Origin of the sequence: Variovorax sp. W1I1 (assembly GCF_030815625.1) — a bacterium.
GTDB classification, from domain to species: domain Bacteria; phylum Pseudomonadota; class Gammaproteobacteria; order Burkholderiales; family Burkholderiaceae_C; genus Variovorax; species Variovorax paradoxus_C.
Map to the genome: position 1 here is coordinate 4,849,476 of NZ_JAUSWZ010000001.1, position 15,711 is coordinate 4,865,186.

Sequence of the window (15,711 nt, forward strand, 5' to 3'; positions counted from 1 at the left end):
AGCCTCGCTGTCTGTTCGGTGCGCAGTGCCCTCGTGGCACTTTTTTTTTGCCGCACCGGCGTCCATCCCTCCGACAGACAGACACACCGGCTTCCTCCGATGCGCCCGACCACACCTTCGCACGCCGCGCATTTCGCGCGCTGGCTCCTGCCCCTCGCCACCTCGCTCGCGCTTGCCGCTTGCGGCGGTGGTGGTGACGGCGGTGCTTCCTTCCCCCTCGTCAATGTGCCGCCGGCCAACGGTGGCGGTAGCAATCCGCCTGCATCCGGTACCAACCAGGGCAAGAGCGGCCCGAAGGCGCTCGTCGTGGAGATCGACGGCCTCACCCATGCGGCATTGCGCCATGCGATGGCGCAGAACAAGGTGCCTGCATTGCAGTCGCTGCGCGTGGCGCCCACATGGACCGGCGGCGCCAACGGCACGCCGAGCGAACAGCGCACCACCGACGGCCCGGGCTGGGCCACGCTGCTGACGGGCACCTGGGTGACGCGCCACGGCGTGCGCTGGGACACGGCCGACCAGCGCATCGATGCGAAGCTCGCGCCTTCGATCTTTGCGCTCGCCAAGCAGAACAAGGCGGCCGGCTACAAGACCGCATCGGTCACGGCCAATGCGCTCTATCCGCGGTTGCTGGCCAACGAGAGCGGCACCGTCGACGGAGCCGTCGATTGCGCGGGCGCCGATGCCTGCGTGACCGAGCGCACCGCGCAGTTCATCGACGCCGGCTACGACCTGACGGTCGCGCAGTACGGCGCACCGGCGGCGGCCGCCGACAGCGGCCTGAAGAGCGACGCCTACCAGCGCGCGATTTCCGACACTTCGGCCGCCGTCGGCCGGCTGCTCGCGCGCATCGCGCAGCGCACGGCCAATGATGCAAAGGAAGACTGGCTCGTCATCCTCACCACCGGCCACGGCCTGGACGCCTTTGGCACCGCCTCCGGCCTGCAGGCCATCGACAACAAGACCATCTTCATCGCCAGCAACAAGACGCTGGCCGTCCTGCCCGGCACGGGCACGGCAGCGCCGGCGGACACCGCGCTGCTGCAGCTCGCCGCGGCGACCGACATCGCACCGACCGTGCTGCGGCACCTCGGCGCCCTCCCGAGCTCGGAGGCCTACAACTTCAACGGACAGGCGCTGCAGGCCGCCACGTCGTTGCGCAATCTCTTCGCCAAGGCGGGCGCGGACAAGAACAGCATCGAACTCTCGTGGACGCTCGCGGGCGCTGCGACGGTGCCGGTGCAGGTGCTGCGCGACGGCAAGCTGGTCGCCACGCTGCCGGCGGGCTCGACCGCGTACGCCGATCCCATCGTGGCCGACGCGGACGGCGTCTACACCTACCAGTACACCGTCGTTGCCGGCGAAGCCAGCGTCGCGCTCGCCGCGCAACTCGCCTACGTGAAGCCCGCCACGCTCGCGCCCACGCTGGCGAACGGCCTCGTCAACTACTACCCGCTGGACACGCTCCCGGCCGCTGACCTGAGGAACGCCTCCACCCTCTCGCCCTGGGCGGCCGATGCCGACGGCGGCACATCGGTCGACGACGGTTTCAAGCTTCCCTACAAGGTCAAGGCGCTGCGTGTCGACAGCACGGTGAAGAACGCGAGCGGCTCGGCCGGCTACCGCCTGCTGCAGGCCACCGACGTGGCCACCAACCCGGCCGTCACCGCCTACACCCTCGGCTTCTGGGTGCGCACCGACGCCACATGCAGCCAGGGCGTGAGCAACGGCGCCTCGATGCTCGCCAACAAGAACTACACCACCGGCGCGAACGCGGGCCTGGCCATCGGTCTCTTCGGCAGCTGCGAGATCCGCTTCAACGTGGGCGCCGGTGGCGGCATCCGCGCCGACAGCAACGGCTACGGCCTGAGCGCAGGCCAGTGGGCCTACGTGGCGGTCGTGATCGACAAGGCCAACCTCAAGCTCACCGGCTACGTGTTCGATTCGGCCCGCGCCATGCAGACCGGGAGCGCCACGCTCACGAGCACGCTGGTCGCGCAACTCGGCGGCCTGAAGAACGGCATCGGCCTCAATGAAGACGGCACCGGCCAGTACTACCAGCGCGAGACCAGCTCGCCGCGCGGCGCCATGGACTTCAACGAGTTCGCCATCTGGAATCGCGCGCTCACCACCGACGAGCTCGCCAGCATCTTCAAGTCGGGCCAGCCGCTGACGTTGCTGCTGCCCTGAACCGTCCCCCGCTCACCTCCCACAACGAACGACTCAAGAGATCTTCATCATGCGAATTCCATTCCTTGCCCCGCGCCTTGTGCCCGTGCTGTCCATGTTGATCGTGGCCTCTGCCCTGTCCGCCTGCGGTGGCGGCAGCGGCGGTGGCGGCTTCGCCGGCCTGCCCGGTGCTGGTACGCCGCCCACGACTCCGCCCGTGACGACCCCGCCCGAAACCGGCGTCGCCCCCGTGAAGAGCTGCGCGCCCTGAAAGAGAAAGTCCACGCCATGAACCAGAACGACAAGCCCACGAATTCGCGCCGCAAATTCCTCACCGGCACCGCCACCACCGGCGCTGCCGCGCTCGCGCTCTCGGCCTTTCCACCCGCCATTCGCCGCGCGCTCGCCATTCCGGCCAACAACAAGACCGGCACCATCCAGGACGTCGAGCACATCGTGATCCTCATGCAGGAGAACCGCTCGTTCGACCATTACTTCGGCACGCTGATGGGCGTGCGCGGCTTCGGCGATCGCTTCACCATTCCGCTGCCCAAGGGCATGAATGTGTGGCAGCAGAGCGATGCCTCGGGCAAGCCGATCCTGCCCTACCACCTGGACAGCCGCAAAGGCAATGCGCAGCGCGTGAGCGGCACGCCGCATTCGTGGAGCGATGGGCAGAACGCCTGGGACGGCGGGCGCACCTACCAGTGGCCTCGCTACAAGACCAATGCGTCGATGGGCTACTTCAAGGAGACGGAGCTCGCCTTCCAGTTCGCGCTGGCCAACGCCTTCACGCTGTGCGACGACTACCACTGCAGCATGCACACGGGCACCAACTCGAACCGCATGTTCCACTGGACCGGCACCAACGGCCCCGGCGGCCAGCTGGCTAGCGGTGCGGGGGGCGTCGCAGGCGTGGCCACCGTGAACAACGAGTGGGACTCCATCGACAGCTCGGCGACCGGCTATGAATGGAAGACCTACCCCGAGCGCCTGCAGGAAGCCAAGGTCAGCTGGATCGTCTACCAGAACATGCCGGAGAACTTCGGCGACAACCCGCTCGCGGGCTTCAAGCAGTACCGCCTGGCCAACGAGGCCTCGGGCAAGCCGGTGAGCAACGACGCGGCCTCGCCGGTGTACGACCCGGCGAGCGACGACGCGGGCAACCCGCTCTACAAGGGCATCGCCAACACGATGGGAGACGGCGGATTCCTGGAGCAGTTCCGCCAGGACACCAAGAACGGCAAGCTGCCGCAGGTGTCCTGGATCATTGCGCCCGCCACCTATTCCGAGCACCCCGGCCCGTCGAGCCCGATCCAGGGTGGCTGGTACATCCAGGAAGCGCTGGACGCGCTCACCGCCGTACCCGACGTGTGGAGCAAGACCGTGCTGCTCATCAACTTCGACGAGAACGACGGCTACTTCGACCATTACCCGTCGCCGGCCGCGCCCTCGATCAATCCCGACGGCTCGATGGCCGGCAAGACCACGCTGCCCGAGGCCGAGCTCGCGGTGGAACGCTTCAATCACCCGAAGCCCCCGGGCACGAGCAGCCAGCCCGCGCCCGATGGACGCGTCTACGGCCCCGGCGTGCGCGTGCCGATGTACATCGTCTCGCCGTGGAGCCGCGGTGGCTGGGTCAACTCCCAGGCCTTCGACCACACCTCGGTGATCCGCTTCATCGAGACGCGCTTCGGCGTGAAGGAGCCCAACATCTCGCCGTTTCGGCGCGCGGTGTGCGGCGACCTCACCAGCGCCTTCAACTTCGCGACACCCAACACCGAGGCGCTGCCCACGCTCGCGGGCCGCACGACCCGCACCGGCGCCGACAAGACGCGCAGCGACCAGGAAGCCCTCGCGCAGGTGCCGCTGCCGCTCGATCCGCAACTGCCGCGCCAGGCCACCGGCATCCGCCCCTCGCGCGCACTGCCCTACGAGTTGCATGTGAGCGCGCGCGCCGATTCGGTGAGCGGCAAGATCCAGCTCCTGTTCAAGAACAGCGGCAAGGCCGCGGCCGTGTTCCACGTCTACGACAAGCTCAACCTCGACCGCCTGCCGCGCCGCTACATGGTGGAACCCGGCAAGTCGCTGGACGACGCCTGGAGCCCGATGACCGACAACAGCGGCTTCTACGACCTGTGGGTGCTCGGGCCGAACGGCTTTCACCGCTACTTCAAGGGCGACCTCAATGCGCTGCGCACGAGCGGCGCGAACCCCGAAGTGCGCGTGTGCTACGACATCGCCAACGGCAACGTCTACCTGGAGATGCTCAACGCCGGCACGAACCCCGCCAGGTTCACGGTGCGCGCCAAGGCCTACCGCAACGACGGCCCCTGGGGTGCCACGGTGGCCGGCGGCGCCAAGGCCGAGCAGCTCTGGGTGTTGGCGAGCAGCGGCCAGTGGTACGACTTCGCGGTCACCTGCGATGCCGACCCGGCCTACTACCGCCGCTTTGCGGGCCGCGTGGAAAACGGCAGGCACACGGTGAGCGATCCCGCCATGGGCCTGGCCGACCTGTGAGCGTGGCATCCGGCAACCGCCCCATGAACTCACGCCGCAAATTCCTCACGGGCACCGCCACCACCGGCGCCGCCGCCCTCGCGCTCTCGGCCTTTCCGCCGAGCATCCGGCGCGCCCTGGCCATTCCGGCCAACAACAAGACCGGCACGATCATGGACGTCGAGCACGTCGTGATCCTGATGCAGGAGAACCGCTCGTTCGACCACTACTTCGGCACGCTCAAGGGCGTGCGCGGCTTCGGTGACCGCTTCACGATTCCGCTGCCCAAGGGGCTGAACGTGTGGCAGCAGAGCGATGCCTCGGGCAAGCCGATCCTGCCGTATCACTTCGACAGCCGCAAAGGCAACGCCCAGCGCGACGGCGGTACGCCCCACGACTGGAACGACAGCCAGAACGCGTGGGACAACGGCCGCATGTACCAGTGGCCGCGCTACAAGACCAACAAGGCGATGGGCTACCACAAGGAAGCCGAGGTCCCCTTCCAGTACGCGCTGGCCAACGCCTTCACGATCTGCGATGCGTACCACTGCGGGATGCACACCGGCACGGATGCGAACCGCTCCTTCCACCTCACCGGCACCAACGGACCGACCGCGCAAAACGTGGCGTTCGTGCGCAACGAGTGGGACTGGATCGAGGGCAAGCCCGCCTCGGCCAATACCGGCTACACGTGGAAGACGTATGCCGAACGCCTGGAGGATGCGGGCGTCAAGTGGATCAGCTACCAGAACATGCCCGACGAATGGGGCGACAACATGCTGGGCGCGTTCCAGCAGTTCCGCCAGGCCAACCTCGCCTCGGGCTTTCCGGTGTGCAGCGGCGGCGCGCCGAACCAGCCCTACGCGGACACCGGCCAGGCCTTGCCGTATCACGCCTACGACGCGGCCTCGGACAACGCGAAGAACCCGCTCTACAAGGGCGTGGCCAACACGCTGCCGGGCACGCGCCCCGAGGAGTACCTGGACGCCTTCAAGCGCGACATCCGCGAAGGCAAGCTGCCGCAGGTCTCGTGGATGAACGCGCCCTCGATCTACTGCGAGCATCCGGGGCCGTCGAGCCCCGTGCAGGGCGCCTGGTTCCTGCAGGAAGTGCTGGATGCGCTCACCGCCGTGCCCGAGGTGTGGAGCAAGACCGTGCTGCTCATCAACTTCGACGAGAACGACGGCTACTTCGACCACGTGCCCTCGCCCTCGGCACCATCGCCCAACGGCGACGGCACCTACGCCGGCAAGACGACGCTGCCCGATGCGGACCTGGGCGCCGAGTACTTCACGCATCCGGCGCCGGCCGGCAGCAGCAGCCAGCCCAAGCCCGATGGCCGCGTCTATGGCCCGGGCCCGCGTGTGCCGATGTACGTGATCTCGCCGTGGAGCCGCGGCGGCTGGGTCAGCTCGCAGGCCTTCGACCACACGTCGGTGATCCGTTTCCTGGAGACACGCTTCGGCGTGAAGGAGCCGAACATCTCGCCGTTTCGGCGCGCGGTGTGCGGCGATCTCACGAGCGCCTTCAATTTCGCGACGCCCAACACCGAGGCCCTGCCCACGCTTACCGGGCGCACGACGAAGGCTGACGCCGACAAGCTGCGCAACGACCAGCAGGCGTTGCCGCAGGTGCCGCTGCCGCTCGATCCACAGCTACCGCGCCAGTTCACCGGCACGCGGCCTTCGCGCGCGCTGCCTTACGAGCTGCACGTGAGCGCCAAGGCCGACACGATCGGCGGCAAGGTGCAACTGCTGTTCTCGAACACAGGCAAGGCGGCTGCGGTGTTCCACGTCTACGACAAGCTGAACCTCGACCGGCTGCCGCGCCGCTACATGGTGGGGCCCGGCAAGATGCTCGACGATGCGTGGAGCGCGATGACCGACAACAGCGGCTTCTACGACCTCTGGGTGCTCGGGCCGAATGGCTTTCACCGTCACTTCAAGGGCGACCTCAACCGCTTGCGCGCGGGCGATGCAGCGGTGCCCGAAGTGCGCGTGTGCTACGACATCGCGAACGGCAATGTCTATGTGAGCATGCGCAACGACGGCAAGAATCCTTGCCGGTTCACCGTGCGGGCGAAGGCCTATCGCGACGACGGCCCGTGGACTGCAACGGTGAATGGCGGTGCCACCGCCGACCAGCACTGGGAGCTCGCCGAGAGCGGCCAGTGGTACGACTTCGCGGTCACTTGCGATGCCGATGCCAGCTACTACCGCCGCTTCGCGGGGCGCGTGGAAACCGGCAAGCACACGGTGAGCGATCCGGCGATGGGGCTGGCCGATCTCTGAGCCTGTGCGGACGGCAGTGCTTGTGCGCGCGCCGATTCATGGCGCGCGCACAACACGCTGTGCCGGTGTGATCACGCGCTGAAAAACAACGGCGCACAGCGCGCAACGTAGTCCGAAAGATCGCAAACATTCCCGGTCGTTTCGCACTCTTACACCTCGCCCCCTGCGGTTCATGGCGTTGTCATCGCCGATTTCTAGCCTTGGTTCTGGCGGCCTTCACGACTCTGCGTGAAGTGCCGCACAGCAACTCCAAGAGGATCTCACCCGATGCAACTTCTTTCTTCTTCCGCGCGACTTGCACCCGCATTGATCGTGGCCTGCGTGCTCTCCGCCTGCGGCGGCGGCAGCGATGGCGGCGGCGGCTTCTTCGGCGGCCTTCCGGGCGCGGGAACGCCACCGACAACGACGCCACCCGTCACAACGCCGCCCGACACCGGCGTGAAGCCCGAGATGCGCTGCGCGCCCTGATCGCACAATGAGAAACACCAAGAACAACACCATGACCTCACGCCGCAAATTCCTCACGGGCACCGCCACCACCGGCGCCGCCGCCCTCGCGCTCTCGGCCTTTCCGCCGAGCATCCGGCGCGCCCTGGCCATTCCGGCCAACAACAAGACCGGCACGATCATGGACGTCGAGCACGTCGTGATCCTGATGCAGGAGAACCGCTCGTTCGACCACTACTTCGGCACGCTCAAGGGCGTGCGCGGATTCGGCGACCGCATGACCGTTCCGCTGCCCAACGGCCTGGCCGTGTGGCAGCAGCTCGACGACACCGGCAAGCAGGTGGTGCCCTATCACCTCGATGCGACCAAAGGCAATGCGCAGCGCGTGAGCAGCACGCCGCACACCTGGGTCGATTCGCACAATGCATGGGACGGCGGCCGCCTCTACCAGTGGCCGCGCTACAAGAAGGTGAACAGCAAGGCACCCTTCACACAGTCGATGGGCTATCTCACGGAGGCCGAGCTTCCGTTCCAGTTCGCGCTGGCCAACGCCTTCACGATCTGCGACGACTACCACTGCGCGATGCACACCGGCACGCACGCCAATCGCTCATTTCACTGGACCGGCACCAACGGCCCCAACAGCTCGGCCGGTGGCAACCAGGCCTACGTGAACAACGTCAACCCGTGGAGTTCGACCGGGCCTTCGACCGAGGGCTACGAATGGAAGACGTATGCGGAGCGCCTGCAGGAAGCCAACGTCAGCTGGATCGTCTACCAGAACATTCCGAACAACTACGGCTGCAATCCGCTGCTGGGCTTCAAGCCGTACCGCAAGGCCAACGAAGCTTCGAGCAAGCCGGTGAGCACTTCGCTGCCGCAGGGCGCATCGCCGGCCTACGCGCCTGGCGACGACGCGGGCAACCCGCTCTACAAAGGCACGGCCAACACGCTGCCGGTGGCCGACCAGGCGGCCTTCGATGCGGGCGCGATCTTCGATGCGTTCCGCGCCGACGTGAAGGCCGGCCGCCTGCCGCAGGTGTCGTGGGTCATTCCGCCGGACGTGTACTCCGAGCACCCCGGCCCTTCGAGCCCTGTGCAGGGCGCCTGGTACATCCAGGAAGTGCTGGACGCGCTCACCGCGGTGCCCGAGGTGTGGAGCAAGACGGTGTTCATCGTCAACTTCGACGAGAACGACGGCTACTTCGACCACGTGCCCTCGGCTTCCGCGCCCTCGCCCATTCCCTCGGCCGACCCGAGCGTGAAGGCCTTCGCGGGCAAGACCACGCTGCCGGATGCGGACCTGAGCTACGAGTACTTCAACCACCCGAAGCCGCCGGGCATGACCGCGTCGCAGCCCACGCCCGACGGCAACGTCTACGGCCCGGGCATGCGCGTGCCGATGTACGTGATCTCGCCGTGGAGCCGCGGCGGCTGGGTCAACTCGCAGACCTTCGACCACACCTCGGTGCTGCGTTTCCTCGAAGCGCGCTTCGGCGTGAAGGAAACCAACATCAGCCCGTTCCGCCGCGCGGTGAACGGCGACCTCACGAGCGCCTTCAACTTCGCCACGCCGAATGAAGAAGCGCCGCCCACGCTCGCGGGCCGCCGCAGCAAGGCCGAGGCCGACCAGGTGCGCGCCGCGCAGGACGCGCTGCCGCAGGTCACGCCGCCGGGCGACGGCAAGCTGCCGGTGCAGGTCACGGGCACGCGGCCGTCGCGCGCGCTGCCTTACGAATTGCATGCGAGCGCCAAGGTCGACACGGCCGGCGGCAAGGTGCAGCTGCTGTTCTCGAACACGGGCAAGGCAGCCGCCGTGTTCCACGTCTACGACAAACTCAACCTCGATCGCCTGCCGCGCCGCTACATGGTCGAAGCAGGCAAGTCGCTCGACGACGCCTGGGCCGCGGCCGCCGACAACGCCGGCAAGTACGACCTGTGGGTGCTCGGGCCGAACGGCTTCCACCGTCATTTCCAGGGCGACCTCAACACCGTGCGCGCGGGCGATGCGGCGGTGCCCGAGGTGCGCGTGTGCTACGACATCGCCAACGGCAACGTCTACCTGAGCATGCGCAACGACGGCAAGGCGGCCTGCAAGTTCACCATTCGCGCCAAGGCCTACCGCGGTGACGGCCCATGGACCGCGACAGTGAACGGCGGTGCCACCGTCGATCAGCATTGGGAGCTTGCAGCGAGCGGCCAGTGGTACGACTTCGCGGTGACCTGCGATGCCGATGCGAGCTACTACCGCCGCTTCGCCGGCCGCGTGGAAACCGGCAAGCACACGGTGAGCGATCCCGCGATGGGCATGCCCGACCTCTGAACGGTCGCGCGCAAAATGCCGGCATGCTGATCCTCCAACACGCCGACATCCTCGTCACCATGGACGCCGCCCGGCGCGAAATCGCCAACGGCGCCGTGGTGACCGACGGCCCCGCGGTCGCCTGGGCCGGCCCCACCGCCGAGCTGCCCACCGCCTACCTCGATGCCCTGCGCAACGGCCAGGCCGAGGCTATCGACATGCACGGCCACGTGGTAATGCCCGGCCTGGTCAACACGCACCACCACATGTACCAGAGCCTCACCCGCGCCGTGCCAGAGGCGCAGGACGCCGAGCTCTTCGGCTGGCTCACGAACCTCTACCTGCTGTGGGCACGCCTCACGCCCGAGATGATCCGCGTCTCGACGCAGACCGCGATGGCCGAGCTGATGCTCTCTGGCTGCACCACCACCAGCGACCATCTCTACCTGTTCCCCAACGGCTCGAAGCTCGACGATTCGATCGAAGCCGCCGACGCCATGGGCATGCGCTTCCATGCCGCCCGCGGCAGCATGAGCGTGGGCCGCAGCGCCGGCGGCCTGCCGCCCGACGAGGTGGTGGAAACCGAAGCGGCCATCCTGCGCGACAGCGAGCGCCTCATCGGCCGCTGGCACGATGCCTCGCGCCATTCGATGCGCCGCATCGTGCTCGCGCCCTGCTCGCCGTTCTCGGTCTCGCGCGACCTGATGCGGCTGTCGGCCGAGCTGGCGCGCGAACGCGGCGTGTCGCTGCACACGCACCTGGCCGAGAACGACAACGACGTCGCCTACTCGCGCGAGAAGTTCGGCATGACGCCGGCCGAGTACGCCGAAGACCTGGGCTGGGTCGGCCGCGATGTGTGGCATGCGCACTGCGTGAAGCTCGACGAAGCGGGCATCGCGCTCTTCGGGCGCACCGGCACCGGTGTTGCGCATTGCCCCTGCTCGAACATGCGGCTGGCCTCGGGCATCGCGCCCATTGGAGCGATGCGGCGCGCGGGCGTGCCGGTGGGCCTGGGCGTGGATGGCAGCGCGTCGAACGACGGCGCGCACATGCTGGGCGAAGCGCGGCAAGCGATGCTGCTGCAGCGCGTGGGCTACGGCCCCGCGGCGATGACGGCGCGCGAGGCGCTGGAGATCGCGACGCTCGGCGGTGCGCGCGTGCTGGGGCGCGACGACATCGGCGCGATCGCGCCCGGCATGTCGGCGGACCTCGTGGCCTTCGACATGCGCGGCGTGGCGCACGCGGGGGCGTGGCACGACCCGGTCGCGGCGCTGGTGTTCTGCACGCCGGCGACCACCGCATTGAGCGTGATCAACGGCGAGGTCCGCATCCGGGACGGACGCTTCACGGCGCTGGAACTGCCACCCCTGCTGGCGAGGCACCGCGAGCTGGCGCGCACGCTGTACGACAGCGCCCGGCATCCGCACACGGCGCCGTGACAGACAGACAGACAGACATCGAATGCGTACCTTCGAATTACGCGCGTGAACCCTGATTGCCAAGCCTCGGGCCGCTCCGCAGAATCCGCCCACTAAATAGAACGGGCGTTCGATTCAGCAGGCAGAAGGCCGATCACCCGACGGCCTCCCGAGATTCATAACAACAGGGCCTCCCCGATGAAGCGCAGAGACATCCTCAAGTGGTCCGCCTCGGCGGGCGGCCTCGGCCTGCTGGCCGGCAAGCCTTCCACCGCATCGGCCGCGCTGCCGGTCCTCAAGCCCACGCTGCCGCAGAAGATCGACCCGATCAGCGCGACGCTGCGGCGGCTCGAGCTGGTCGGGCGGCAGGCGACCTACCTCTGGACCGAATCGCACATCAACCTCGCGGGCGTGCCGATGGGCGCGGTGGTGCCGCCGGGCGAGCTGCCGGCGGTGGAGCATCAGTTGAAGACGGTGTCGAAGGCGGTCGAGGCGGTGACCAATTTCGCGGCCTCGTTCGCCACCAGCGCGCTGGCATCGGGCAGCCTGCAGTCGCTGGACAACCTGCGAACGCGCATCGCCGGGCTGCAAGCCACGTTCGACCAGTTGGCTGCGCAGAACGCGGGCCTTCTCACGTTGCCGGCAGCGGTGCTGGCGCTGCTGGGCACGCTCACGAGCAGCCTGGGCGATGTCGGCACGCAGTTGAAGCAGATCCACCACGACCTGCTCTCGCAAGGACCGCTCGGCGCGTTGAACGGACCCAAGACGCTCGCGCAGTACGACGCGCTGTTCGTCACCATCGAGAAGCCGTCGATCTCGCAGATCCTGCACGACAACGACCTGTTCGCGGCCATGCGCGTGGCCGGGCCGAACCCGACGCTGCTGCAGCGGGCCACGTCGCTGCCGACCAAGTTTCCGCTGGGCAACGCGCAGTACCAGCAGGTCATGGGTGCGAACGACAGCCTTGCCGATGCGACCGCCGCGGGCCGGCTCTACCTGCTCGACTACGAAGGCCTCGGCGACATGGCACCGGTCGGCCCGGTCGCCAAGCCGCTCACCGGCACGGGCTACGTCTATGCGCCGATCGCGCTTTTCGCGCGCCCGAAGAACGGCCGCTCGCTCGTGCCGGTCGCCATCCAGTGCGGGCAGGACCCGGTGCGGAATCCGATCTTCCTGCGCGCCGACGACACCACCAACGCCGAGGCCTACTGGGCCTGGCAGTCGGCCAAGACGACGGTGCAGGTGGCCGACTTCAACTACCACGAGATGTTCGTGCACCTGGGCCGCACGCATCTGATGTCCGAGGCCTTCGCGATGGCCACGCAGCGCCAGCTCGCGACCGCGCATCCGCTCAGCCGCCTGCTCTCGCCGCACCTCGAAGGCGCGATGTTCATCAACGAGTTCGCGACGCTGATCATCATGGCGCCGCTGACCACGGGCGACGTGATCCTCACCGCGCCCATCGAGACGCTGCAGCATGAATGCGGCCGCGACCGCCTCGCCTACGATTTCCACGACCGCATGATGCTGCCCAACGACCTGCGCACGCGCGGCGTGGACGACGCGACGGCGCTGCCCGACTACCCCTACCGCGACGACGCGCTGCTGGTGTGGAATGCCATCGCGCAATGGGTGGCCGACTACGTGGCCGTGTACTACCCGAGCGACAGCGACGTGACCGGCGACTACGAGCTCGCGGCCTGGGCCACCGAACTCGCGACGACCGGCAAGGTCAAGGGCTTTCGCGCGATCGCCACGCGCGCGCAGCTGGTCGACGTGCTCACCGCAATCATCTTCAACGCCAGCGCGCAGCATGCGGCGGTGAACTTCCCGCAGTATTCGGTGATGACCTATGCGCCCTTCAGCGCGGGCGCGGGCGGCACGCCGGCGCCAACGACGAGCGGGGGCCAGAACGAGGCGAGCTGGTCGCAGATGCTGCCTTCACGGATTGCGGCACAGGAGCAGATCCTGCTGTTCCACATCCTCGGTGGCGTGTACTACCGGCCGCTCGGCGAATACAAGGACAACACCTTTCCGCACCTGCCGGTGCTGCTCGACCCGGCGGTCGCGGGGCCGGGCGGGCCGCTGGAGCGGTTTCGCACGGCGCTCGCGGGCATCGAGAACACGATCCGCCAGCGCAACACCACGCGCGCGCGGCCTTACGAGCACCTGCTGCCGAGCCGCATTCCTTCGAGCACCAACATCTGATATCAAGTTGCGCTCGAAAGAAAAGACCGTTCACGCTGAGCTTGGCCTGTCCTGAGCGTGTCGAAGGGTCGAAGCGCCGCGCGAGGCTTCGAAAAGCTCAGCCCGAACGGTCCTTGTTGATCGAACGCAATACCGTATGAAGGCGCTCAGCGCCGCATGGTGTCCAGTTGCGTGACGGGTGCGCTGTCGTTGCCCCACGAGCCGCGGATGTAGGTGAGCACGGCTGCCACCTCCGCGGCATCCAGCACCTGGCCGAACGGCGGCATGCCGTAGGGGCGCGGATTGCCCGCCGTCGATGGCAGGAAGCCGCCGTGCGAAACCACCTGGATGAGGTTGGTCGGCGGCGACATGTTCACCGCGCGATTGCCCGCGAGCGGCGGGTAGGCGCCGCTCGCGCCCTGGCCCTGGTCGCCGTGGCAGTAGGCGCAGCGCTGGTCGTAGATCTTGCCGCCGCGCGCCATCGTGCCGGCGTCGCGGCGGATGGGCGTTGGCGTGCGTGCGGGCTCGTCGGCCTTGTGAACCTCGGGCAGGTCTTTCAGGTAGCCCGCCATGGCCGTGAGGTCGGCTTCGCTCAGATGCTGCGTGCTGCGGAACACCACATCGGCCATCGGCCCCATCACCGAGCCGCCCGGCGCGGTGCCGGTCTTGAGCAGCGCCACCACGTCGGCCGTGGGCCATCCGGCGACGCCGGCCTGGCGCTTGTCGGTGAGCGACGGTGCATACCAGTTCTCCACCGCGATGAGCCCGCCCGAGAGGCCGAGCCTGGTCTCGGTCGCGCCCAGCGAATTGCGCGTGCCGTGGCAAGCGATGCAATGGCCGAGGCCGTCGACGAGGTACGCACCGCGGTTCCATTCGGCCGGCTTGCCCGCGTTGGCCACGAAGGACTCGGGCTTGAACGAGAGCGCGCGCCACACGGCCAGCGCGGCCTGCGTGTCGTAGGGAAAGCGCAGCCGGTGCGCGAGGTTCGGCGCGGGTGCGGGTGCCACGGTGCGGAGGTACGCGTAGATGGCGTCCGAGTCCTCGCGCGTCACCTTGGTGAAGTTCGGGTACGGGAACGCGGGGTAGAGCAGGCGCCCGTCCTTGCTGCGGCCGTTGTGCATCGCGCGCCAGAAATGCGCGCTGCTCCAGCTACCGATGCCGGTCTTGGCGTCGGACGTGAGGTTGCTCGAATAGATGGTGCCGAAGGGCGTTTCCAGCGGCAGGCCGCCCGCATACGGCTGGCCACCGCGCGTGGTGTGGCAGCCCGCGCAGTTGCCGGCGAGCGCGAGGTACCGGCCGCGCTCGACCTGCTGGGGCGTGGCCTCGAAGGCTTGCGCCTGTTCGGGCAACGGGTCTTCGCCGCGCAGGTTCATCGCCACGAGCACGCCCGCGCAAACGGCCGCGAGCACGATGAGGATCAAGAAGGTCCAGCCGAGATATCGCAGTTTCATCGGCGGCTCACTTCGGCATGCCGCCGCACGCGACGGGCAGCGGCGCGGGCAACGAAGCCGCGGGCTTGGTGTTCGCCGGCATCGGCTGCACCGCCAGCCAGCTTGCGACCGCGTTGATGTCGGCGGTGGTCATGCGGCGGCCGACCTCGGCCATGCAGTCGGGCGCCATCGCATGCCGCTCGCTCGTGAGCCATGCGCCGAGCTGCGACGACACATAGAGCCGCGGCAGTCCGAGCAGCCCGGGGATGGCCGGCTGCACGCCGGTGAGCGCCGCGCCATGGCATTGCACGCACGCCGGAATGCCGCGTGCCGCATCGCCTTCGAGCGCGAGCTTGCGGCCGCGCTGCAACTGGTCGGGCGTCGCGTCGCTGTTGGGAGAGATCGGCGGGTACGGCAGGTCGAGCCCCGCGAAGTACTCGGCCATCTCGCGCAGGTAGGCGTCCGAGAGGTGCTGCACCATGTACGCCATGTCGGCGTTGAAGCGGCGGCCGTCGCGAAAGCTCACGAGCTGGTTGAAGAGATAACCCGCGGGCTTGCCGGCCAGCCGCGGAAAGAAACCCGCGTTGGTGGTCGCGCCTTCGCGGCCGTGGCAGGCGATGCACGCGGCCACGCGCTGCTCGATGGTGTCGGGCACGGTGGCTGGCGGCGCGGCACTCGCCACGCCTTGCACGAGGAACAGCAACGCGAGCGCGAAGGAGCGAAGGCCGGCTGTCATGTGCCGGCCACGAAGCGCGCCAATGTGATCAGGCCCACGACCAGCAACAGCACCACGAACAGCGCGACACCGATCAGCGGCAGGATGCCGACCTGGGCGGTCCGCTTGTCGGCGTCGGCGCGGCGGCCGCCCAGCCCGATGAAGCTCCAGAGAACGGCGCGCAGCGCGCGCATGAGATTGGACATGCACCGACTGTGCCCCAAACTGCACCGAAAAAACAGATGCAGATACT

Annotated in this window: 11 protein-coding genes; 8 read left to right on the forward strand and 3 right to left on the reverse strand. The window is 68.1% G+C overall.

The features are described 5' to 3' along the window. The first annotated feature begins 99 nt into the window (after positions 1-99). The 8 genes from QFZ83_RS22785 (at position 100) to QFZ83_RS22820 (ending at position 13,334) form a co-directional block, all read left to right on the forward strand. Positions 100-2,190, forward strand: coding sequence for a LamG-like jellyroll fold domain-containing protein (locus QFZ83_RS22785; protein ID WP_307510282.1), 2,091 nt, complete (start codon positions 100-102; stop codon positions 2,188-2,190). A gap of 49 nt (positions 2,191-2,239) precedes the next feature. Next, positions 2,240-2,440, forward strand: coding sequence for a hypothetical protein (locus QFZ83_RS22790; RefSeq protein ID WP_013539613.1), 201 nt, complete (start codon positions 2,240-2,242; stop codon positions 2,438-2,440). 17 nt (positions 2,441-2,457) lie between these two features. Next, complete coding sequence (locus tag QFZ83_RS22795) at positions 2,458-4,689, forward strand: phosphocholine-specific phospholipase C (RefSeq protein WP_307510285.1); 2,232 nt, start codon at positions 2,458-2,460, stop codon at positions 4,687-4,689. A gap of 23 nt (positions 4,690-4,712) precedes the next feature. Next, positions 4,713-6,959, forward strand: a complete 2,247-nt coding sequence (locus QFZ83_RS22800; RefSeq protein WP_307510287.1) for a phosphocholine-specific phospholipase C — start codon at positions 4,713-4,715, stop codon at positions 6,957-6,959. 267 nt (positions 6,960-7,226) lie between these two features. Further along, positions 7,227-7,427: a hypothetical protein gene (locus tag QFZ83_RS22805; protein ID WP_013539610.1), complete on the forward strand. Its 201-nt coding sequence runs from the start codon at positions 7,227-7,229 to the stop codon at positions 7,425-7,427. 31 nt (positions 7,428-7,458) lie between these two features. Further along, on the forward strand, positions 7,459-9,729 hold the full coding sequence (locus tag QFZ83_RS22810; protein WP_307510291.1) for a phosphocholine-specific phospholipase C: 2,271 nt from the start codon (positions 7,459-7,461) through the stop codon (positions 9,727-9,729). Positions 9,730-9,752: 23 nt separating this feature from the next. Next, positions 9,753-11,147, forward strand: coding sequence for an 8-oxoguanine deaminase (locus QFZ83_RS22815; RefSeq protein WP_307510293.1), 1,395 nt, complete (start codon positions 9,753-9,755; stop codon positions 11,145-11,147). Between the two features lie 177 nt (positions 11,148-11,324). Beyond that, positions 11,325-13,334 (forward strand): lipoxygenase family protein, encoded by a 2,010-nt coding sequence (locus tag QFZ83_RS22820; protein ID WP_307510295.1) that lies wholly within the window; start codon positions 11,325-11,327, stop codon positions 13,332-13,334. A 146-nt stretch (positions 13,335-13,480) separates the two neighbouring features. Here QFZ83_RS22820 and QFZ83_RS22825 read toward each other — a convergent pair whose 3' ends face one another. From QFZ83_RS22825 to QFZ83_RS22835, 3 genes are read right to left on the reverse strand one after another with little or no spacing between them, the layout of a single operon-like run. Further along, entirely contained in the window at positions 13,481-14,764 is a 1,284-nt protein-coding gene (locus tag QFZ83_RS22825) for a cytochrome c (RefSeq protein WP_307510297.1), read from the reverse strand. 7 nt (positions 14,765-14,771) lie between these two features. After that, a complete protein-coding gene (locus QFZ83_RS22830; protein ID WP_307510298.1) occupies positions 14,772-15,479 on the reverse strand; it encodes a c-type cytochrome in 708 nt (235 codons plus the stop codon). Further along, positions 15,476-15,664 (reverse strand): DUF2970 domain-containing protein, encoded by a 189-nt coding sequence (locus QFZ83_RS22835; RefSeq protein ID WP_307510300.1) that lies wholly within the window; start codon positions 15,662-15,664, stop codon positions 15,476-15,478. Before QFZ83_RS22835 ends, QFZ83_RS22830 begins: the two co-directional genes overlap by 4 nt. Positions 15,665-15,711 lie beyond the last annotated feature (47 nt).

Bases quoted from the DNA above. Each gene is read 5' to 3' on its own strand.
- QFZ83_RS22785 (WP_307510282.1), top strand. From the start codon at position 100: ATGCGCCCGACCACACCTTCGCACGCCGCGCATTTCGCGCGCTGGCTC.
- QFZ83_RS22790 (WP_013539613.1), top strand. From the start codon at position 2,240: ATGCGAATTCCATTCCTTGCCCCGCGCCTTGTGCCCGTGCTGTCCATG.
- QFZ83_RS22795 (WP_307510285.1), top strand. From the start codon at position 2,458: ATGAACCAGAACGACAAGCCCACGAATTCGCGCCGCAAATTCCTCACC.
- QFZ83_RS22800 (WP_307510287.1), top strand. From the start codon at position 4,713: ATGAACTCACGCCGCAAATTCCTCACGGGCACCGCCACCACCGGCGCC.
- QFZ83_RS22805 (WP_013539610.1), top strand. From the start codon at position 7,227: ATGCAACTTCTTTCTTCTTCCGCGCGACTTGCACCCGCATTGATCGTG.
- QFZ83_RS22810 (WP_307510291.1), top strand. From the start codon at position 7,459: ATGACCTCACGCCGCAAATTCCTCACGGGCACCGCCACCACCGGCGCC.
- QFZ83_RS22815 (WP_307510293.1), top strand. From the start codon at position 9,753: ATGCTGATCCTCCAACACGCCGACATCCTCGTCACCATGGACGCCGCC.
- QFZ83_RS22820 (WP_307510295.1), top strand. From the start codon at position 11,325: ATGAAGCGCAGAGACATCCTCAAGTGGTCCGCCTCGGCGGGCGGCCTC.
- QFZ83_RS22825 (WP_307510297.1), bottom strand. From the start codon at position 14,764: ATGAAACTGCGATATCTCGGCTGGACCTTCTTGATCCTCATCGTGCTC.
- QFZ83_RS22830 (WP_307510298.1), bottom strand. From the start codon at position 15,479: ATGACAGCCGGCCTTCGCTCCTTCGCGCTCGCGTTGCTGTTCCTCGTG.
- QFZ83_RS22835 (WP_307510300.1), bottom strand. From the start codon at position 15,664: ATGTCCAATCTCATGCGCGCGCTGCGCGCCGTTCTCTGGAGCTTCATC.